The 19,409-nt window shown below is 63.9% G+C and carries 17 protein-coding genes; 7 read left to right on the plus strand and 10 right to left on the minus strand.

Annotation, left to right across the window (positions count from 1 at the left end; genetic code table 11):
• Positions 1 to 126 precede the first annotated feature (126 nt).
• Positions 127 to 1,041 (plus strand): LysR family transcriptional regulator, encoded by a 915-nt coding sequence (locus tag PBR20603_RS15705; protein ID WP_150560446.1) that lies wholly within the window; start codon positions 127 to 129, stop codon positions 1,039 to 1,041.
• A gap of 101 nt (positions 1,042 to 1,142) precedes the next feature.
• Here PBR20603_RS15705 and PBR20603_RS15710 read toward each other — a convergent pair whose 3' ends face one another.
• The 6 genes from PBR20603_RS15710 to PBR20603_RS15735 all read right to left on the minus strand — a co-directional run bounded on the left by PBR20603_RS15710 (position 1,143) and on the right by PBR20603_RS15735 (position 9,656).
• Positions 1,143 to 2,369: an aminotransferase-like domain-containing protein gene (locus PBR20603_RS15710; protein ID WP_150560447.1), complete on the minus strand. Its 1,227-nt coding sequence runs from the start codon at positions 2,367 to 2,369 to the stop codon at positions 1,143 to 1,145.
• A gap of 144 nt (positions 2,370 to 2,513) precedes the next feature.
• On the minus strand, positions 2,514 to 3,008 hold the full coding sequence (locus PBR20603_RS15715) for an SRPBCC family protein (protein ID WP_150560448.1): 495 nt from the start codon (positions 3,006 to 3,008) through the stop codon (positions 2,514 to 2,516).
• A gap of 61 nt (positions 3,009 to 3,069) precedes the next feature.
• A complete protein-coding gene (locus PBR20603_RS15720; RefSeq protein ID WP_150560449.1) occupies positions 3,070 to 6,681 on the minus strand; it encodes an amino acid adenylation domain-containing protein in 3,612 nt (1,203 codons plus the stop codon).
• A gap of 10 nt (positions 6,682 to 6,691) precedes the next feature.
• A complete protein-coding gene (locus tag PBR20603_RS15725) occupies positions 6,692 to 7,615 on the minus strand; it encodes a diiron oxygenase (protein WP_150560450.1) in 924 nt (307 codons plus the stop codon).
• A gap of 99 nt (positions 7,616 to 7,714) precedes the next feature.
• A complete protein-coding gene (locus tag PBR20603_RS15730; RefSeq protein WP_150560451.1) occupies positions 7,715 to 8,500 on the minus strand; it encodes a DUF3050 domain-containing protein in 786 nt (261 codons plus the stop codon).
• 262 nt (positions 8,501 to 8,762) lie between these two features.
• Entirely contained in the window at positions 8,763 to 9,656 is an 894-nt protein-coding gene (locus PBR20603_RS15735) for a LysR family transcriptional regulator (protein ID WP_150560452.1), read from the minus strand.
• Between the two features lie 121 nt (positions 9,657 to 9,777).
• Between PBR20603_RS15735 and argC the strand changes: the two genes are divergently transcribed.
• Positions 9,778 to 10,701: an N-acetyl-gamma-glutamyl-phosphate reductase gene (gene argC, locus PBR20603_RS15740; protein ID WP_150560453.1), complete on the plus strand. Its 924-nt coding sequence runs from the start codon at positions 9,778 to 9,780 to the stop codon at positions 10,699 to 10,701.
• Positions 10,702 to 10,792: 91 nt separating this feature from the next.
• On the opposite strand, the gene PBR20603_RS15745 is transcribed toward argC, so the two are convergent.
• Both PBR20603_RS15745 and PBR20603_RS15750 read right to left on the minus strand, forming a co-directional pair.
• The gene (locus PBR20603_RS15745; protein WP_150560454.1) at positions 10,793 to 11,518 is read right to left on the minus strand and encodes an ABC transporter substrate-binding protein; all 726 of its coding nucleotides are present in this window, start codon (positions 11,516 to 11,518) and stop codon (positions 10,793 to 10,795) included.
• A 94-nt stretch (positions 11,519 to 11,612) separates the two neighbouring features.
• On the minus strand, positions 11,613 to 12,377 hold the full coding sequence (locus tag PBR20603_RS15750; protein WP_150560455.1) for a DeoR/GlpR family DNA-binding transcription regulator: 765 nt from the start codon (positions 12,375 to 12,377) through the stop codon (positions 11,613 to 11,615).
• 347 nt (positions 12,378 to 12,724) lie between these two features.
• Here PBR20603_RS15750 and PBR20603_RS15755 point away from each other — a divergent pair, with 347 nt between their 5' ends.
• The 4 genes from PBR20603_RS15755 (at position 12,725) to PBR20603_RS15770 (ending at position 16,688) form a co-directional block, all read left to right on the plus strand.
• Positions 12,725 to 13,714 (plus strand): 2-keto-3-deoxygluconate permease, encoded by a 990-nt coding sequence (locus PBR20603_RS15755; protein ID WP_150560456.1) that lies wholly within the window; start codon positions 12,725 to 12,727, stop codon positions 13,712 to 13,714.
• Positions 13,711 to 14,985: a four-carbon acid sugar kinase family protein gene (locus tag PBR20603_RS15760; protein ID WP_150560457.1), complete on the plus strand. Its 1,275-nt coding sequence runs from the start codon at positions 13,711 to 13,713 to the stop codon at positions 14,983 to 14,985. The genes PBR20603_RS15755 and PBR20603_RS15760 overlap by 4 nt, the downstream gene beginning before the upstream one ends.
• 98 nt (positions 14,986 to 15,083) lie before the next feature.
• Complete coding sequence (gene pdxA, locus PBR20603_RS15765; protein ID WP_150560458.1) at positions 15,084 to 16,085, plus strand: 4-hydroxythreonine-4-phosphate dehydrogenase PdxA; 1,002 nt, start codon at positions 15,084 to 15,086, stop codon at positions 16,083 to 16,085.
• A gap of 162 nt (positions 16,086 to 16,247) precedes the next feature.
• Positions 16,248 to 16,688, plus strand: a complete 441-nt coding sequence (locus PBR20603_RS15770) for a hypothetical protein (protein WP_150560459.1) — start codon at positions 16,248 to 16,250, stop codon at positions 16,686 to 16,688.
• A 75-nt stretch (positions 16,689 to 16,763) separates the two neighbouring features.
• Here PBR20603_RS15770 and PBR20603_RS15775 read toward each other — a convergent pair whose 3' ends face one another.
• Positions 16,764 to 17,711, minus strand: coding sequence for a LysR family transcriptional regulator (locus PBR20603_RS15775; RefSeq protein ID WP_150560460.1), 948 nt, complete (start codon positions 17,709 to 17,711; stop codon positions 16,764 to 16,766).
• A 169-nt stretch (positions 17,712 to 17,880) separates the two neighbouring features.
• Between PBR20603_RS15775 and PBR20603_RS15780 the strand changes: the two genes are divergently transcribed.
• Positions 17,881 to 18,600, plus strand: a complete 720-nt coding sequence (locus PBR20603_RS15780; RefSeq protein ID WP_150560461.1) for an SDR family NAD(P)-dependent oxidoreductase — start codon at positions 17,881 to 17,883, stop codon at positions 18,598 to 18,600.
• 31 nt (positions 18,601 to 18,631) lie between these two features.
• Here PBR20603_RS15780 and PBR20603_RS15785 read toward each other — a convergent pair whose 3' ends face one another.
• The gene (locus tag PBR20603_RS15785; protein WP_246174741.1) at positions 18,632 to 19,396 is read right to left on the minus strand and encodes a class II aldolase/adducin family protein; all 765 of its coding nucleotides are present in this window, start codon (positions 19,394 to 19,396) and stop codon (positions 18,632 to 18,634) included.
• Between the last annotated feature and the right edge of the window lie 13 nt (positions 19,397 to 19,409).

Here is a 19,409-nt window from a genome sequence, read left to right on the forward strand (position 1 = left end):
GGGGTGCTCCATAAAGCAAGAGCAAGCATAGTTCGATTCGTGAGAGGTCTCCAATACCATATGATGTGACGACTGATACGGGTTTGCTATGAATAGAAACCGATGTTCTTTACAGGAGCGGGCTCCATGGAACTGAGGCAACTTCGCTATTTCGTAGTCCTGGCTGAAACACTCCACTTCGGGCGCGCGGCGAACCTGCTGCATATCTCTCAGCCACCGTTGTCGCGCCAGATCGCCATGCTCGAAGAGGAGTTGGGCGTCGTACTGTTTCAACGCACGCAGCGCAGTGTGAGCCTGACCGCTGCGGGGCGGCGCTTCTACCGCGATGCGCGTTCCGTCCTGGCGACCCTCGACCAGGCCCGCTCCCACGCCCGCGCGGCGGAAGTTGGCGAGACCGGCGTGCTCTGCGCGGGTTTCATGTTCGCGGTGGCTTACAGCGTGCTACCCGTACTTACGCGCGATTTTGCTGCGGCATTTCCGTGTATCGAGGTGAAACTCAAGGAAACGATTCCGACGGATCTTGCCAACGAACTGCGTTGCGGCAGGCTCGACGTGGGCATCATGTATTCGTCCGATGCAAGCGACGAGTTATGCACCGAGACCATCTTCCGTGAGCCGCTCGTCGCGGCGCTGCCTGCAGGGCATCGGTTGTCGGCGCGCTCTGCCATTTCAATCGGAGAACTGAGGGACGATCCGTTCATCATTTCGCCGCGTGAGGCCTCGCCCTTCATTCACAACACCATTACCGATCATTGCCGCCAGGCGGGTTTCACGCCGCGCGTGCGGCTCGAGACCAATTTTCAGCAGACGATCGTCAATCTGGTGGGGCAACGGCTTGGCGTGGCGCTCGTGCATAGCTCGATGCGCAGTACGCGCGCGGAGAACGTGCAGTTCGTGCCGCTGCTGCAAGCGCCGAACATCGACGTCGCGCTTGTGTGGAGCAAGACGAGCAGCAATCCCTGTGTCCCCCGCTTCGTGCAAATGGCGCAGCACCTTGGACGCTTCGAACCTGGGGATGCCGGGCTTCAGGCGTGCGCGTAGTTCGTTTGATGCGCACATGCGCGTATAGGGTGTTGCGGGGGCATCCACGTGACGCCGCCCGCGGTGGTGATAGCGGTGCCTGTCAACGAACGGGCATGCGATCAAGACGTCACGAGCCGCGATGCCGTCATGTCCAGACGTGCCTCGATGGTTTTCGCGAGTCGCATGATGCCCGTTTCGATCTGTGCAGGCGTCGCTGTCGTGAACGTCAGACGCATCGTATTCGCCTTTGGCGACATGGCGTGGAACGATGCCCCGGGGATGAACGCCACGCCGCAAGCCAGTGCGTCATGGAACAGGCTGGCGCTGTCGATCTGCGGCGGCAGCGTCACCCAGAGGAACATGCCGCCGGCCGGACGTGTCCACGAGACACCTTCGGGCATGTACTCGGCCAGACACTTGAGCATGAGTGCGCACTGCGCCCGATAGCGCAACCGGATGGCTTCGAGATGCGCATCGTATTGACCGTCCGTGAGCAGGGCGTGGGCCAATCGCTGGGTGATGCCGGTGGTATGCAGGTCGCTCGCCTGCTTCGCCTGCACCAGCTTGATCATGAGTTCTTCCGGAGCGACGAGGTAGCCCACCCGCAAGCCGGGGGCGATGACTTTCGAGAACGATCCGAGATGGATGACGTCGTCGGGGGCCATCGAGAGCAATGAGGGCGGTGTCACGCCGCTGTAGACCAGTTCGCCGTACGGATCGTCTTCCACCACCAGCAAACCTTCGCGTTTCGCCCGGGATACGAGCGCTTTGCGGCGCTCCAGGGGGAGTGTGCGCCCCGTGGGATTCTGAAAGTTGGGCTGGATGTAGAGCAGCCGGGCGTCGCGCATCGACGCTTCGTCCATGCACTCGGGCAACAGGCCGGCGGCGTCGGCCGGGGCTTCCTCGAAGACCGGCTGGTACTGCGCCAGCGCCTGAACCGCGCCGAGGTATGTCGGCGTTTCCATCAACACGCGGCTGCCTGGATCGATGAGCACTCGTGCGACCAGGTCCAGCGCTTGCTGCGAGCCGGTTGTGATGAGCACTTGCGTTGGGGGCACTGTGGCGCCCTGACGCGACAGCCGTGCGGCGATGGCTTCGCGCAGCGGCGTATAGCCTTCCGACGGACCGTATTGCAGGGCCCCGACAGCGTCGTGGCGCAGGATGCGCTCGACCGAAGCGCTCAGACGCTCGATCGGTAGTGCATAGGGAGAGGGCAGACCGCCCGCAAACGAAATGATGTCGGACCGCTCGGTCACCTTGAGCAGTTCGCGCAGCGAAGAAGGCTTCATGTGGTGCGCGCGTGCGGCGAGTTGCCAGCGGCCAGCGGGCGGGATGTGTCTGTCCATGGTGCGGTCCGTGACGAAGCGAAAGGGAAGGGGGAACGCCCTCGCGGCACACGCCGCGAGGGCAAGGTTCGAGCGGTCAAATTGCCAAATTACCAAATGGCCGAATGGCCGAAGCGCCGTGCGAACCGGTGGGCGTGTTGCCGATCAGCCGCCGTTGAACATCGTTCGCAGATTGTCCATGGCCATCTTCAGGAAGCCGACGGCGAAGGCGTCGAACGCCGGCTGATCCTTCGGGTTGCCAGAGCGCGCTTCGCCCACGATGCGGTAGGTGGCGGTACAGGCGTTCTCGCCGCGTGGCACGACTTCCATCGACGCCCACATATTGCCGATATCGAACGTGGTGTAGATCAGCGTCCAGCTCATCGTCATGCCCTCGTCGTCGCGCGTGTTCAGTTGCTCGACAACCAGATCGCCTCCCGTGAAGTGCTTGTGACGCAGTGAGCGCGGACCGGTTGCGGTCCCGGTCATCTGGATGTACTCCAGACCGGTGACGAAGCGGTTGTAGCCGTCGAAGCGGCCAACCACGTCCCACACCTTGCGTGCAGGGGCGTTCAGCTCTGCGACACCGGCATGCACCGTCGTCGTGAGGTTGTGGATCAACGTGTCGGGTTGCAACTCGATGCGGGCTTTTTGCAGCATGATGAACTCCTAGAGATATGAAGGGACAGCACAGAAACAGCAAAGTCGCGACGCGTGGCGATCAGGCTGCGGGAGCCATATCCGTCTCGCGTTCGATACGCCGGGTGCCGCTGCCCGCCGGCGCGGGTAAAAAGCCACTCTCGATCAGATAGCCGAAGTGCCGGGCGAGCAATTGGGCGTCTTTACGCGGGTACGCCACGTCCAGCCGCGCGAGCGTTTCGGCGGTTCGCTGATGGGCGATGCGCGACATGTCGCCGATGTCCTCCTGGCTGTCGTCGAGGTAGAACGCCACGACGTCGAACAGCGCATTGCTCTCGTCGATCGACGTCAACCGATTGCGCCAGTCCGACGGCTCTTCCAGCGCCAGCGGGTAGCCGCACTGCGCCAGCGCGCCGAGATAGTCCTCCCAGGTCAGCGGCTGCGGATTCTGAAGGTGGAACACGCGCAACTCCCGTTGCGGATCGGTTGTGCAGCGGACCATGGCACGCGCGAGGAAATCGACTGGCGCGAAGTCGAAGTCGGTGTCCCCCGCAGGTGCGGCGCCGAGTTGGAGGGAGCCTTTGACGAGGAGCAGGATCCGGTTCCGTGTGGGCTGGCAAAGCCCGGTGTCGGCAACGCCCGTGATGTTGCCCGGACGCAGGATGGTCGCATCGATACCGCGCTCGGCCGCTTCCCACACGAGATGCTCGGCGACCCATTTCGTCACGTTGTAGCCGTTGTTCACGAATACCGGCGCGCTTCGCGCGGGCCCTTGCTCCAGCACATACCCGGTGTCGTCCGCAGCACTTGCGGCCGATAACGTCGAGACGAAGTGCATCGACTTGTTGCGAAACTCGCAGGCCAGGCGCAGCAACTCGAGCGTTGCGCCGACATTGGCGTCGTAAAGGTACGGGTAGTCGTAGACGTGATTGACGTGCGCACCGTTGTGATAGATCGCATCGATATCGCGCGCCAGCGTGCGCCATGCATCGGGTGTCAGACCGAGCCGCGGCTTGGCAAGATCGCCGAGGATCACTTTCAGACGCGGATGCGCGGCGATCGCACCGAGTCCATTTGCCTGCAGGGCTTGGGCCAGCCGCGCTTCACCGTCTTTCTGGCTGGCAGCGCGAACCATGCAATACACGACGGCCGACGTCTGGGCGATCAGCTCTGCGGCAATGAACGTGCCGAGAAATCCGTTTGCGCCGGTGAGCAGAACGGCGCGGGCACCGTCCGGTACCGGACGCAGACCGTCGACGGGCCGGATGTCGTCGGGCAGCGCCATGTCGTCGAACACACGCTGCGGTATCCGCTCGCCCTTATTGATGTCGTCATTCTCGAGCAAGGACGACAGCGCCGCGATGGTCGGGCGCTCCATGAAGCGGGCGAGCGGTGCGTTGCCGCCAAACTCCTTCTTGACGGCGAGCATGAGCTTCGAGACCAGCAACGAGTGTCCGCCGAGATTGAAGAACGAGTCATCTCTCCCGATTTCGAACGGCTCGAGGTCGAGCAACCGAGCCCACAGCGCTCGCAGTTGCGTCTGCGTTTCGGTGAGCGGTTCGTCCTGCGCAGGCGAGCCGGCGGCGTTTGCGCGTTGGGCGGGGAGGCTCGCCAGCGCGCCGCGGTCGATCTTGCCGTTGTTGGTCGCGGGCAGCGTGTCGAGTACGACGATCTCGAACGGCACCATGTAGTCGGGCAAGCGCGCGACCAGCAACGAACGCAGTGCGTCGCCACTTGCCGACGCGTCCAGCGGCCTGGCTACGAAGCCACGGATACGCTTGCGATCGTCGACCACACACGCACACTGGCCGTACATTCCGGTAGCGATTGCGGCGCCCTCGATCTCGCCCAGCTCCACGCGGAAGCCGCGAATCTTGACCTGCGCATCGCGTCGGCCGACGAAATGCAGTTGGCCGTCTTCGTCCCATTGCACGATGTCGCCCGTGCGATACAGCTTTTCGTCGCGTGCTGCCGGCCACTCGCCATTCGGATCGGCGAACGGATTGGGCACGAAGCTGCGCTCGGTCAGATCCGGCCGATGCAGGTAGCCGTCGGCCACGCCTGCGCCTGCCACGCACAGTTCGCCGGGTTCGCCGGTGCGCGCGGGCTGGCCGTCGTCGTTCAGCACGTAGCAACGTACGTTTGCAATGGGCTGTCCTATCAGACGGTTGCTGTCGCCTGCCTGCAGGCGCGCAATGGTCACGAGAACGGTGCATTCCGCCGGGCCGAAGATGTTATGGAATTCCCGGCCCCGGCTCCAGCGGGCGATCGTCTCCGGAAAGCATACGTCGCCGCCCGTGAGCAGATGACGCAGCGCCGGCCACTCGGCGTCGGGCATTACCCCCAGCAATGCGGGCGGCAGGAAGGCGTGAGTGAGGGCTTCGCGTGCAATGAGCTCGCTCAATTCGTCGAGTGCGTGCCGCTGGGCTTCAGTGGGAATCACCAGCGTCGCGCCCGCGAGGAATGTCGGGAAAATGTCGAGCAGTGAGACGTCGAACGCCACGGTACAGAATTGCAGCACGCGTGAACTTGCGTCCATGCCGATATAGTCGCGATACCAGTGGCAGAAGTGCACGATATTGCGATGCGTGAGCATGACGCCCTTGGGCGTGCCGGTCGACCCCGAGGTGAAGATCGTGATGGCGCAGCGGCTCGCCCGGTTCGCATGACGCGCCACCGGCCACGCCGTCACACCGATATCCACGTCTGCGGCGTCAAGCGAGCGCAGGCGAATCACTTCGACGTCAAGGCCATCGAGTCCGCTGTCGTCGAAATCGTCGTCGGTGATCAGGCATCTGGCCCGGCTTTGCTCGAGGATCTGGCGTACGCGCTCGGGGGGGAACGACGGATCGAGCGGGGCATAGGCCGCACCCGCGCCAATGGCGCCAAGAATGGCCGTATAGAGCAGGCGCGACTTTGGCAGCCGTACCGCGATGACACAGGGCGCACTGGGCGTATCGTCCCCCGGCATGGCTGCCGGTATCAACGCCGAGAGTCTCGACGCCAGCTTCATCGACGCCGCAACAAAGGTGCGGTAGTCCACGTCTCCTTGGGCATCGCGCAATGCAATCGCCGTGGGCGTCGCCACGGCCTGGCGAGACACCATCTCGGGCAGCGAGGCCGCCAACGGTACCGTCAGCGCGGTCTCATTGCTCGCATGCCAGCCGGACAACTGGTGCGTGTCGAGTGCGACGCTCCCGGGCGCAAGCGTTGCCGGCGCGAGTGCTGCCAGCGTCTGCAGCGTCAGGACATCGCGCCCGAGCTGGCTGACGATGTCCACGAGCATGGCGAGCGCTTGCGCATCGATCTGCTCTACGAGATCGGCGCCGCACATCGGGCGCCCGAATTCGCATGTGCTCGACGCCACATCGACAGCGCCATTGGGCCCTTGCCATTGCCACGAGAGCGTCGCGCGGGGCGGGGGGAATGCGGGAGCGCGTGCGGCGAAGGTCAGGACGTGGTTCGTCTGGCACGCGAAGGCCGGTTCGGCATCGCCGCACTCAATGCGCCACTCGACGGCGGGCGGCGCGGCATGCGGGTCCGGGATGGCGGCCCCCAATTGCTCAGCCATCTCGGCCAGGGGGCCGGCCGCGCTGCACAGCGGCGTTACATCGTGCCCCATGTCGTACAACGCGGCGAACAGGCGTGCGCCCAAGCGGTTGTTGCCGGCGACGGCAAAGGAAATCGCTCTCATGACACGTTCCTCACAGGTATTGCGCGATAGCCGCGCGCGTGGGCTCGTGTTCGAGCAGCCCTGCCATCTTCAGGAATTTGCGGATGTTGACGATCATCGGGTGCTGGTTGGTGATCGGATAGGCGCCCACCATGTCGCTGGCGATCTGTTCGCGCGTGGCGGCGGGAAGGTCGAGCGTGGCGATCAGACGCCGGTCGAACTCGAGCTGCAGTTCGTTGGTGAGGTATTCGCGCAGGAAGAACGGCAACCCGCGACCGAGTTCCACGCGCGCCGACTCGTCGATCTCGCGCCAGTAGAGCTTGACGAGATTGATCCAGAACACGGAATGCCGGCCCTCGTCGGCCAGATGGTCAGCCATGACACCTTTGACTGAGCGCTTGAGCGTGGTGTCGCGCGAGAAGGCGGCGACCTCCGCCGTCACCGTGTTCTCCGAAATGGCTACGCCGAGCAGTTCCATTCCGGCGGCGTATTGCGGCGGCACGTATTCCATGGCGCGCGGAATGGCGCGCGAGAGTTCGATCTCGCGGTTCTGTTCGATCGGGCCGATGCCCGTGCTGCGCTCGACCTGATCGAGATAGTCCATTGCCACGTACGCGTGGTAGTTCTCGTCGATCACGACCGACATGGCGTCGCTGCGGCAGGCGAACGGGAATTCGAACGGAAAGCGCGCCTTGGCGATGGCGAGCGCCGTGCGGTTGACGATTTCCGTCTCGAAGATGATGACGTCGTTGATGTACTTGTAAAAGCTCTGCAGCAGGATGTAGTCCTGCACGTGCTTGCCGGCATCGATGATGGCCGGATGCGCGTAGAGCGGCTGGCGCTCGACCGGGTAATAGCTCAGGTCATCGTCTTCGACGATGCGGCGCGGACGGGAACGGATGGTGGCACGTTGTTCCCATTGGTCAGCGTGGCTGACGTAACTCTGCAGTGACATGGCGTTGCCTCGGAGAATGGGGGGCAGGCAGACCGGAGACCGTGCCAAAGACGGTGTGGCACATCGCAAATGGACGGTCCCGGTATGACCCGCCATGACTCAGGCTGCGACGGCTTCCTTTTGCAGCGCCACGATGTGCTCGTGCAGGCTGTCCCAAAGACGCAGGCGTTCGTCGATGGCGCGCAGGCCGGCTTCGAGCGCTTCGGCAAGCAGGCGCTCGTCGTTGCGGGCGGCCTCGACGATCATCGCGCGCGCGGCCGGGCCGTGCTCACCGGAGTCGACTTCGATGTGGCGATCCAGATAGAACGTCAGTAGCGGCACGCTCTTCGCATCGATCTTCCAGCCGTCGAGCAGCGTGCGGAACATGTCGGGGATCACGTTCTCGCGGCCGTAGAAGAAGTTGCCGAGCACCTGGTGGGTGGCGCCTTCATAGCAGGTCGCGAACGTCGAGTTGACGAAACGGATCACGGGAGGCGGTGCTTCGACGGCGGCGAGCGCGGCGCTCACGCTGTGGCCTTTGGTGAGCAGGTCGATGAGCTTTTGGATCTGTCGCGTGTCGGCGCCGACGTCGCGCATGGCCGCGAGATACAGGTCAAAGTGGCTCATCGGGCCTTGCGGCGTTTCGTCGCATTCTTCGCCCAGCACGATCTCGTTGATCAGCCGCGCGGCATGAATATTGCGCGGTGCGATCCACGGCAGCGTGATAGTCGTCAGGTCGGCCTGAAGGCGCTTGACCAGCGACATGAAATCCCAGACCGCGAAGACGTGCCACTCCATGAACGTCTGCAGGCCTTGCATCGATTCGATGGAATGAAATACCGGGTGATTTGCCAGCGTCGCGTGATGTTCCTGGATCTGCCGTTCGAGATGTTCGATCTTGTCCACGATATGCATCCTTGAGGTAGTGAAATTGAGTTCAACCTGTGTGAGGGGAATGCGGCGCGACTGTCACGTCGTCGCGGACATGGATTAGCAAGTTCGATACCAGCGTCTCGAAACGTAAGAATCTCGAGGTTCGAGGCAATTTAGGGGGGGTATGGCGGGGGGGGGCCGCGCATGACACCTGTTCAATTTATGGACAGGTGTGCGTGCGGGTGTAGGGGACGTCGTTAATCGGCGGTGTGACGGGCACCGTTGCCCAAAGACATCACCGCTTCCGTGCTTCGCGCAGGCCCCACAGCGCGTCGAGAACGTGTTGCGTCGCGCGTTCGATAGGCCCCGTACGGTGCGCGATGCCGAGTCGGCGCCACAGTGCAGGACGCAGCTCACGCATGGCGATCCGTTCGTCCAGGGGGGCGTTTGGGGCCTCGTTGGGCAACAGTGCGGCGCCGTAGCCCGCCGCGACCAGACTCTTGATGGCGTCGTTGTAGTTGATTTCGATCCGGGGCGTGGGATGGTGCCCTGCGGCTGCGAACCATTCTGCGGTCAGTCGCGACAGGCGGGTCGTGCTGTCATTGAGGATGAGGGGTTGCGTGGCGAGCCACTCGGGCGTAACGCGTTTCGGCCCAGACCAATGGGCCGGCAGGCATGCCATGACCGGATCGCGCCGCCATTGTTTGATGACGAGTCCTGCAACCGGGGGCTGAGGCGACGCCACCAGCCCCAGATCCAGTGCGCCCCGGCGAAGCCGGGTCAGCGTCTCCTCCGAGGTCAGAATGACCACCTGAACGTCGATGTCGGGATGATGCAGGCGAAGCGCTTCGAGTGCCTGCGGCAAGAGGTGGGCGACAGCCCCCGTCGATGCGCCGAGCCGGACCCGGCCCGCAAGACCCTGCGCATGACGCTCGATATCCTCCAGCGTTTGCTCTGCCTCAGCGAGCAAGCGCCGGGCACGCTCGACCAACACTTCTCCCACCGACGTCGGTCGTATCTGTCCGCGCTTGCGTGACAGGAGCAATGCGCCGACCCGTTCCTCGAGATCCGCGACATGCAGACTGACCGTTGGCGGCGAAAGATGCAGCGCCTGCGCCGCGTCGGCAAATGAGCCGCTGTCTGCAACAGCGACAAGCGTTTTCAATCGGTCCAGGCTGATTTCTCTCATGGCGTCGACGTAATTCAGAAAATTGGAAGTTCACATTCATGAAATTCAACTTTTTTTATTTTACGCGTCGCGGGAACATAGGCAATCGAGAATGACTCATGACCGACAGGGGGTTCCGCAAATGTCTTCTCCGCTTATCTTTATCGACGGTGATCAGGGCACCACGGGCTTGCAGATTCACGGGCAGCTTCGCGATCGCCACGACATCAAGCTGATTTCGTTGCCCGAGGCCGAACGTAAGCATCCGAAGCGCCGTGCCGAGGCGATTAACGGTTGCGATATCGCGATTCTTTGCCTGCCCGACGCCGCTGCGCGTGAGGCTGCGGAATCCATCGTGAATCCCCGCGTCAGGGTGATCGACGCGAGTTCCGCGCATCGCACGCGTGCGCACTGGGTGTACGGATTTCCCGAGATGACGAAAGGCCAGGCCGATCGCATTGCGGGCGCAAGCCGTGTATCGAATCCGGGGTGCTACCCGACAGGCGCCATCGGACTGCTGCGCCCCTTGCTGGCGGACGGTGTGATCCCCGGCGACTATCCGATCAGCGTTCATGCCGTTTCCGGCTACTCCGGTCGCGGCCGTGCCGGCGTCGAGGCGCATGAGGGGCCGAATGCCACGAACCGGCCGGGGCATCGGCTGTACGGCCTGGATCTGTCGCACAAACATGCGCCTGAGATTCAACTGCACTCCGGGCTCGCGTTTCGTCCGCTGTTCGTTCCCTCATATGGCTCGTATCGTCAGGGAATCGTTCTGACCATTCCCATTGAGACGCGCTTGCTCAAACCCGGGGTGGACGCAAAGACGTTGCACCAATGCCTCGCCGATCACTACGCGGCTCAGGAATACGTACACGTCATGCCGATGCAGGCGGCAGACACCGTGAAACAGCTCGATCCGGAGGCGTTGAACGGCACCAACGTCATGCAATTGAGCGTATTTGCCAACCCGGAGCACGGGCAGGTGCTGTTGACTGCCGTTCTCGACAATCTGGGGAAAGGGGCGTCGGGTGCGGCAATTCAGAATCTGGCGCTGATGCTCGCCTAGCGACGGCGCGGCAGATTCCTGTCGGGGCGTCGACCGCTGGCCCGGGCACGGTCAGGCCGACGCTATTTCCCGCACGAGCGATATTTGCGGCTCAGGGCGCAACCGCTGCCCCCGAAATGCCATGTCGACGTAAGGCGTCGGCCACGAATCCCGACGCCTTCATCGCTTCGACGAATGCTGCCAGAAACGCATCGGCCTGTGCGCCGCGTCCGGTTGCCAACCCCATCGCCTGACGGATCACCATGAAGCGCTCGCCCAACAGCCGGTAGCCGGCCGTGCCTGCAATATCGGCCTCGAGTTGTTGCTTCACACCTGCGGCGACTTCGTAACCGCCGTCGAGGAACGTCTTCACGACGGTCGGCGACGTCGGCGCCCGCACGATCTCCGCGTGTTGCAGTTCGCGCGTGAGGAAGAGGTCATAGGCACTGCCTTTGCCAACCACGACACGCGTGCCCGGCTGGTCGACATCCGCGTTGGTCTTCACCGCCGACGCTTCAGGTACCAGGTAATAGCCTTCGATCAGCACATACGGTGCCGTGAAGGTAATGGTCGCCGCACGTCGCGGGTCCACGGCGAAGAAGCCGACATCGGCGTCACCGGCCGACACGACATCGACGGATTTCCCTGCGGCGTCGACGGTGATCAGCTCGAGCCCTACGCCAAGCCGCTGCGCCAGCGCGGTTGCCAGATCTACCGAGATGCCGCACGGCCTGGACTGTGCGTCCAGCCCCGCGAGGATGGGGTTGCCCAGATTGATGCAGGCGCGCAGCACGCCGGTCGGCGCGAAGGCGGCAACGAGAGAAGGTTCGAGTGTCATGGCAGTCAGGATCAGGGGTGCCGTGTGTTCACGCAATCGTCCGACGATTGCGCAGCCAAACTTCATGAAATACCGGCCGTTCCGGATCACCGCGTCAGTTCACTGACTCGATGGTGATCTCCGGATGCTTTCGGAATTCTGCGAGCGCGTCGTCGTCAGTGTGCGCTTCGGTAACAAGCGTCCAGGCACGCTCGAGCGGTGTCCAATGCTGCTGGCTGGCGCGGTCGAGCTTGTTGGCCGTGACCAGCACATAGACGCTGGCAGACTGACGGATGATGCATTCCTTGAGCCACGCCTGTTCGGCCGAGGCTTCGCACAGGCCGCGTCCGGCGACGACGCCGTCGGCGCCCAGAAATGCCTTGTCGACGGACACCCGCGAGAGTGCCAGTTGCGCCAGCGGCCCGAGCACGCTCATGCTCGACGGCCGGACGTCGCCACCGATCAGCGTCACGGGAACCTTGTTGGCGGCCAGCGCCCCCACGGCGAGCAGGTTGTTCGTCACGACGTGCACACCCTCGCGCCCGGCAAGAAAGCGAGCCATGGCTTCGGTCGTGGTGCCGCCGTCCAGAAAGATCGTGTCGCCATCGTCGACGTGTGCCACCGCCGCACGCGCAATGGCGTCTTTCTGTTCGCGAAAGCTCTCGCGCCGTAATTCCAACGATTCCTCGGGTTCGTGCATGCGCACCGGCGCGGCGGCGCCGCCGTACGTGCGCACAATGCGGCGCTCGTCGGCCAGTGCGCGCAAATCACGGCGCACGGTGGCTTCCGACATGCCGAAATGCGCGCACAGGGCGGCAACATCGGTCATGCCCGACAGGACGGCTTTGAAAATCGCCTCGCGGCGGTTCGCAACTTTCATGGGTGGATCGAGGCTGAGCAGAACGAATCATGGATTCGCGCGGGCAGACAGCGTGTTCGCCGCGCGGCGCGCATAGTGTAGCTTGCTGCGTGCCGAAATCGTCCGGTACGCGGTAAAGCGGCCGGTCGGCGTCGCCGTGATCGTCGAGTGTCTCGAAAATGATCGATTCGATCATTTTGAGTGGGAATCGACGTCCCGGTCAGGGCTGATTTGACCAATTTCGGCCGAGGATAAACCCTTGGCCACAAAGTTTGCACATTTTTCTGGCAGAGATTAGACTTCCGTCTGCTCAAAACGATCAAAATAATGATCGATTGATCAAAATTTATACCAGTCGGGAGACAACAATGGCTCAAATTCGTATCAAGCGTGCAATCGAGCGCGTACCGGGCGGGATGATGATCGTTCCTCTGCTGATCGGTTCGTTGATTGCGACATTCATGCCGGGTATGCCGAAGTTCTTCGGCTCGTTTACCAATGCGCTGTTCACGGGGGCGCTGCCGATTCTTGCGGTGTTCTACGTCTGTATGGGGGCGAGCATCGACGTTAAGGCAACGCCTTACCTGATCAAGAAGGGCGGTGCGTTGTTTGGTGCCAAGGTGGGCGCGGCCATTGTCGTCGGCGTCGTGCTGGGGCACTTCCTGGGTGAAGCGCCTATCACGTCGGGCATGTTCGCCGGCATTTCCACGCTGGCTGTCGTGGCAGCAATGAACGATACCAACGGTGGCCTGTACATGGCGCTGATGGGGCAGTACGGCCGTTCGGAAGACGTGGGCGCATATACGATCATGTCGCTGGAGTCGGGCCCGTTCCTGACGATGGTCACGCTGGGTGTCGCGGGGCTGTCCGCCTTCCCGTGGCCGACGCTGGTGGGTAGCATTCTGCCGCTGGCCGTGGGCATGTTGCTGGGCAATCTTGACCGCGAAATGCGCGACTTCCTGGGCCGCGCCGTGCCGGTGATGATTCCGTTCTTCGCGCTGGCGCTTGGCGCGGGCCTCGATCTGCACAAGGTTTGGCAGGCCGGCCTGCTGGGCATTCTGCTCGGTTTCGCCGTTGTCGTGGTGACCGGCATTCCGCTGTACATCGTTGACCGCCTGACGGGCGGCACGGGCGTGGCCGGCACGGCCGCTGCCAACACGGCGGGTAATGCGGCCGCTGTGCCTGCGCTGATCGCCGCGGCGAACCCGGTCTATGAGGAAGCGGCGAAGAGCGCGACGCTGCTCGTCGCAGCCTGCGTAGTGGTGACCGCCATCGTCTCCCCGATCCTGACGGCGGCAGTCGCCAAGCGTGCGATGGCGCGCGGGGCAGGGGCGGCAGCCAAGGGGGCGGTGCAGTGAGCATTCTGATTGTCGCCGACGACCTGTCTGGCGCCGCCGACTGCGCGATCGGCTTTACCAATGCCGGCCGTCGCAGCGTCGTGTCGCTCGACGTCGACGGCTTCAATGCGGCAGCGCAAGTGGTGGCGATCGACACGGACACGCGTCGTCTCGCTCCCGCCGAGGCGGCCGCGCGTGCCGTCGCGGCGTGGCAGCGGCTTGCCGCCCCCGGGCGCCGTCTGTACAAGAAAATCGACTCGACGCTGCGTGGCAACTGGGTCGCGGAAGTCGCGGCATTGCAACCGCTTGCGGGACTGGCTGTCGTGGCGCCCGCATTCCCGGCCACAGGCCGTATCGTGAAGGACGGAGAAGTCTTCGTGCGTGGCGTGCCGCTCGCCGAGACGGACACGTGGCGGCTCGAACATCACGGTCAGGAAGCGCGTCTCGCGCCGATGCTGGCCGCTGCCGGCATGAAGACGAAAACCGTGCCGGTCGACGTACTGAGCGGCGATTTCACGACGGTACAGTCGGCGCTGAGCGACGTCGTCGCACAGGCGCGTGCCGAGGGGGTAACAGCGTTGATCGTCGATGCGCAGACGGATGGCGATCTCGCCATGCTGGCGCGTGCCAGCGTTGCGCTGACGGACATCTTCTGGGTCGGCTCGGGCGGTCTCGCGCGTGAGTTGGCCGAACTGCCCGCGTTGTTTGCGTCACCGGAACATTCGGATGACGCGCAGGACACTACGCGTGTGGCAGCCGAAGCGCGGGTGAGCGCACGCGTGCTGACGCTGGTGGGCAGTCTGTCCGCTGTATCGCAGCAGCAATGTGCGCGGCTGTGCGAAGACAATGCGGTCATCGAGTGGATTGTGCCGCCGGCTGTATTGCGTGCCGGCGAGACACATCCCGACAGTGCGGTCTGGCGTGCGCGCATTGGCGAGGCCATCGAGAACGGCACCGATCTGCTGGTGCGAATCGGTCGCGACGACGCGTTCGATCCCGCCGAGGGGGCGCAATTGTCGGCCGCATTGGCCACATTGATCGCCCCGCATTTCGCGCGGCTGTCGGGCCTCATCGTGACCGGAGGCGAAACGGCGCGCGCAATGCTGAGTGCAGCCGGCATCGGTGCGCTGGAGCTGCTCTCGGAAGTTGAGCCGGGTGTGGCCGTCGGGCGTCCGGCGAACGGTGCGCCGATGCGCATCGTCACGAAAGCGGGTGCCTTCGGCGGCGAAGCGGCATTGCATAGCGCCTACCGCCATCTGCGCGCCGTGGCAAAGGGCTGCGACACCCATTGAGGTGGCGCGAGCGAGTGGCAGGACAACGGAAAATCGACCCGGAGCACGTAACGCGTTCCGGGCACCATCCCAACGAATCGGATATCAACGCAAACGCCATGAATCAATATCTCCCTGTCATTGGCATCACCATGGGTGATGCGGCTGGCGTCGGCCCGGAAATCATCGTCAAGAGCCTCGCGCACGACAGCGTCTATCAGCGGTGCCGCCCGGTGGTGATCGGCGACGCGCGACGTCTCGAGCAGGCCATCGCCATCGTCAAGAAGCCGCTGCGTGTGCGGCGCATCCAGACGGTCTCGCAGGCAACGTTCACGCCGGGCGTGATCGAGTGCATCGACCTCGATCTGATCCCTGAAGACCTGCCGTTCGGTGAGCTGTCCGCCGTCGCGGGCGATGCAGCGTACCAGTACATTGCGCACGCAGCGAAGCTCGCCGAAGCGGGTGACATCGACGCGATCTGCACGGCGCCGCTGAACAAGGAAGCGCTGCATGCTGGCGGCCACAAGTTCCCTGGCCACACGGAGATGCTCGCTCACCTCACGGGTGTCGACGAAGTGTCGATGATGCTCGTGGCGCCGCAGCTGCGCGTGATTCACGTCACCACGCACATTGGCATCATCGACGCGATTCGCAAGATCGAGCCGGGACTGGTGCAGCGTACGATCGAACGCGGCCACGCCACGCTGGTCAAGGCGGGCATTGTCCATCCGCGCATTGCCGTGTGCGGCATCAATCCGCATGCCGGCGAGAACGGGCTGTTCGGCTACGGGGAAGAGGAAGAGAAGATCGTACCGGCGGTTCAACGGCTGCGTGAGCGCGGCTGGGACATTGAAGGCCCGTTGCCGGCCGACACGCTGTTCTTCCGCGCCGGGCGCGGCGACTTCGATCTCGTGGTCGCCATGTATCACGATCAGGGGCACGGCCCGGTGAAGGTGCTGGGCCTGGAAGCTGGGGTGAACGTCACGGTCGGCCTGCAAGTGGTGCGCACGTCGGTCGATCACGGTACGGCGTTCGACATCGCAGGCAAGGGCATTGCCGACGAAGGCAGTCTGCTCGAAGCCCTGCGTCAAGGCGCGGAACTGGCCACGCGTCGCGCGTAAGCGCAACTGGCGGCGACATTGCGCAAGTCGCGCACGTTACTGCCAGTCGCTCATTCGAAAGGCGTTATTGGACAAACTTCGGATATCGAAGTCCGCCCGGAATGACGCTACACTGTGCCCCGAAAAAAGCACTCAAAGTTGCACTTTACGGGGATTCGAAACATGTCAGTCAAAGCATCGCTGATCGCCTGCGCGGCCCTTGCGGGGGGCGCGATCGCGGGGGATGTCGCCGCTCAGTCGTACCTGCAGAGCGGCGACCTCAACAGCATTCGTCAATCGAATCAGGCCGCGCCGGGTGGCCAGCCGAGCGTGACGCTCTCGCCGCCCGCGCCTCGGCAGGACAGCGCGGGCGGTATCGGCGCGCAGTTCAGTCAGGGAATGGCAGAGGGCGAGCGACAGGCGCAGCGCCAGCGCGAAACGTCTGCCATGAGCGATATGCAGACGAAAAGAATGACGGACCCCCAACGCACGCCGCAAGGCCGTTATCCGGGCGCACCCGTGAACGCCGAGGGCGCCATTTACTTCGGCGAGCAGGGGCAAACGGCTTGCAGGAAGGACCCGGTGTCGGGGCAGGTGCAGTGCGGGGCGGTGTCCGGGCGATAAGCGTGAGGAAGGTCGGTGGCGATACTCCGGCGCAACGGCGAATCAAAGCGCGACAGCCTGAGCGACGGTTGGCCATCAAGCGGGCGACGAGGCGCGGCAGACGGACAACACACGTTGCCGCAGCCAGCGATGCGCCGGGTCCGCTTCCTGGCGCGGATGCCACATCAGCGAGACCGTGATCTGTCCGGTCGGCACGGGCAACGCGAAGCTGTGAAACGACGCGGATGAGGTTGATGCATGCCGCGTCGCGCGTTGCGTCATGAGCGACGCGGGCACCAGCGCAATCAGATCGGACGCCTGTGCCACGGACAATGCCGCCGGAAAGCTGGGCACAACCGCAACGATCTCCCGATGCAGACCCAACGCGGCAAGTGCAGCGTCAACCGGTCCTTCTCCGATGCCATGGCGAGACGCCACCACATGCCCGAACGCGATATATCGCTCGGGGCTTGGTGCGCCCTCTGACTCGAGTGGATGGCCGGCGCGCACCGCGCCCACGAAATGATCGCGAAACAACGCCTGCACGCGGATCTCCGGGCCCATATTGCTCGTCTTCCCGATCTCACCGAGGACGCCGATTTCCAGATCGGCCCGGCCTTCACGCAATGGCGCTGCCGTCTTCTCGGCCTTGGGCAGAAAGCGCAGGCCCACGAACGGCGCCGCCTGCGCGATGGCGGCAATCAGCGACGCGCCGAAGGCTTCTACGAAGCCGTCGTTGGCGCGCAGCGTGAACGTGCGGCGCAGTGTCGAGAAGTCAGGCGCAGACGCGACAGGCGTGAGCAGCGTGCGCGCTTCGTCGACGGCACTACGGCTGCGCAAGCGCAATTGCTCGGCGTGCGGGGTGAGCACCATGCGGCGGCCCGCCCGGACCAGCAATGGATCGCCGGTGGCTTCGCGCAGACGGCTCAGCGTCCGGCTCATTGCCGACGCGCTCAGACCCAACCGGCGTGCGGCCCCCGCCACGCTGGCTTCGCAAAGCAGGGCATCGAGGGCGACGAGCAGGTTCAGATCGGGATCAGACATGGCGGTTTCCAGTGCGTCCAGATAGGGCGTTTCATGCATGTTATCAGTGCATAGGCTGCGCCTTCCGCCGTGTGCCACGTCGTCCTATATTTCCTGACAGATCGCGTTAGTTCGCCACCCGGCATGTCGCCGGTCCGTTGCGAGCGGCGCTCGACATGAGGAAAGACACATGCAGACCCCATCTACCCCCAAGGCCGCCGGGTCAAAAACCGTCCTGTTGATCGGTGCGTCGCGCGGTCTGGGTTTCGCGATGGTCCAGGAATACCTCAAGCGCGGCTGGCATGTCATCGCGACGGCGCGAGAAGGATCGTCGGGGAAGCTCGACGCCTTGGCGGCCACGGCTGGCAGCACACTTGAAGTCGAAACCGTCGATATCACAATCCCGGCGCAGGTCGCGGCATTGCGCGGGCGACTCGCGGGCCGCCGGCTCGATCTGCTGTTCGTGAATGCTGGCGTGAAGAACGACGACCGGGAGACCATCGCCGACGTGTCGACCGACGAGTTCGTACGCGTCATGGTGACAAACTCGCTTAGCCCAATGCGAGTGATCGAAGCGTTCGAGGCGCTGGTGCCACCCGGCGGCACGCTCGGGGTCATGTCGTCAGGGCAGGGCAGCCTGACCAACAATACCAACGGCAATTACGAGGTGTACCGGGGCAGCAAGGCGGCGCTCAATATGTTCATGCGCAGCTTCGCGGCGCGTCATCACGATGACACGCGCACGTTGCTGCTGATGGCGCCCGGCTGGGTGCGCACGGAAATGGGCGGACCCGATGCGCGTCTGAGCATTGACGAGAGCATTCCGAATCTGGTCGATACCATCACGGCCCACGACGCGCGCCCCGGACTGCATTACGTCGACTATCTCGGTCGAACGGTGCCGTGGTGATGCCGGACACCGTTCGCCTCGCGACTGGCGATCAACTGCCGCGCAAGGCCGCGACCTGACGCTTCCACAGCGTCCACGGACGCTCGATCACGCCGAGGTTCGTGGCGTTCGAGTGCTTGCCTTCTTCGGGGTCCAGGTACGTCACTTCACCGCCGAGCGCGATGGCCTTGGCTTGCATGCCGGCGTTCAGTTCCGTGTAGATGGCGCGGTACACCGCAGCGGGCAATGACGGCGCCGTCGCCACGAAGCCGTGACCGCGCATGAGCGCGACATCGGCCTCGCCCAGCGACGCTGCCAGCGCTTTGCCTTGATCGCCGTTGCGCACGAGCATGTCCGTGCAGCCGAAACAATGGCGAATGTCGAACACCGGAGCGCCACTGCCGAGAAAGCCCGCCATGTGATAGACCGGGCGCAGACGCACGGACGATGCGGCAAACGGAATCACCGACGGCGAGTGGCTGTGCACGATGGCCGCCACGTCGGGGCGTGCGCGGTAGATCTCGCTGTGAATCCACGTTTCAAGGTAGCGCTTGCGCGTGTCGCCGTCGACCGGCTGGCAATCGAGGTCGAGCGTGAGAATGTCGCCCGGCGTGACCAGCTCGGGCGCCATCGATTGTGCGATCAGAAAATGCGCCGGATTGCGCGGGTCGCGAACGCTTACATGGCCGAAGCCGTCGAGCACTTCGTGATGCGCGAGGATGTGGTTCGCTGCGGCGAGGTCTTCGAACAGTTGCGCCATCGACCGGGCATCGTGTTCGGTGACCGCCGGGGTGTAGGGGGAGGCAGCTTGCGTCATGATCGTGACAAGT

The sequence above is a fragment of the Pandoraea bronchicola genome (assembly GCF_902459805.1).
GTDB classification, from domain to species: domain Bacteria; phylum Pseudomonadota; class Gammaproteobacteria; order Burkholderiales; family Burkholderiaceae; genus Pandoraea; species Pandoraea bronchicola.

What these genes read in the sequence shown, in the direction of transcription:
- PBR20603_RS15775 (WP_150560460.1), bottom strand. Translation starts at nt 17,711, where the DNA reads ATGTCTGATCCCGATCTGAACCTGCTCGTCGCCCTCGATGCCCTGCTT.
- PBR20603_RS15780 (WP_150560461.1), top strand. Translation starts at nt 17,881, where the DNA reads ATGCAGACCCCATCTACCCCCAAGGCCGCCGGGTCAAAAACCGTCCTG.
- PBR20603_RS15725 (WP_150560450.1), bottom strand. Translation starts at nt 7,615, where the DNA reads ATGTCACTGCAGAGTTACGTCAGCCACGCTGACCAATGGGAACAACGT.
- PBR20603_RS15715 (WP_150560448.1), bottom strand. Translation starts at nt 3,008, where the DNA reads ATGCTGCAAAAAGCCCGCATCGAGTTGCAACCCGACACGTTGATCCAC.
- PBR20603_RS15710 (WP_150560447.1), bottom strand. Translation starts at nt 2,369, where the DNA reads ATGGACAGACACATCCCGCCCGCTGGCCGCTGGCAACTCGCCGCACGC.
- pdxA (WP_150560458.1), top strand. Translation starts at nt 15,084, where the DNA reads ATGAATCAATATCTCCCTGTCATTGGCATCACCATGGGTGATGCGGCT.
- PBR20603_RS15770 (WP_150560459.1), top strand. Translation starts at nt 16,248, where the DNA reads ATGTCAGTCAAAGCATCGCTGATCGCCTGCGCGGCCCTTGCGGGGGGC.
- PBR20603_RS15705 (WP_150560446.1), top strand. Translation starts at nt 127, where the DNA reads ATGGAACTGAGGCAACTTCGCTATTTCGTAGTCCTGGCTGAAACACTC.
- argC (WP_150560453.1), top strand. Translation starts at nt 9,778, where the DNA reads ATGTCTTCTCCGCTTATCTTTATCGACGGTGATCAGGGCACCACGGGC.
- PBR20603_RS15745 (WP_150560454.1), bottom strand. Translation starts at nt 11,518, where the DNA reads ATGACACTCGAACCTTCTCTCGTTGCCGCCTTCGCGCCGACCGGCGTG.
- PBR20603_RS15785 (WP_246174741.1), bottom strand. Translation starts at nt 19,396, where the DNA reads ATGACGCAAGCTGCCTCCCCCTACACCCCGGCGGTCACCGAACACGAT.
- PBR20603_RS15720 (WP_150560449.1), bottom strand. Translation starts at nt 6,681, where the DNA reads ATGAGAGCGATTTCCTTTGCCGTCGCCGGCAACAACCGCTTGGGCGCA.
- PBR20603_RS15735 (WP_150560452.1), bottom strand. Translation starts at nt 9,656, where the DNA reads ATGAGAGAAATCAGCCTGGACCGATTGAAAACGCTTGTCGCTGTTGCA.
- PBR20603_RS15755 (WP_150560456.1), top strand. Translation starts at nt 12,725, where the DNA reads ATGGCTCAAATTCGTATCAAGCGTGCAATCGAGCGCGTACCGGGCGGG.
- PBR20603_RS15750 (WP_150560455.1), bottom strand. Translation starts at nt 12,377, where the DNA reads ATGAAAGTTGCGAACCGCCGCGAGGCGATTTTCAAAGCCGTCCTGTCG.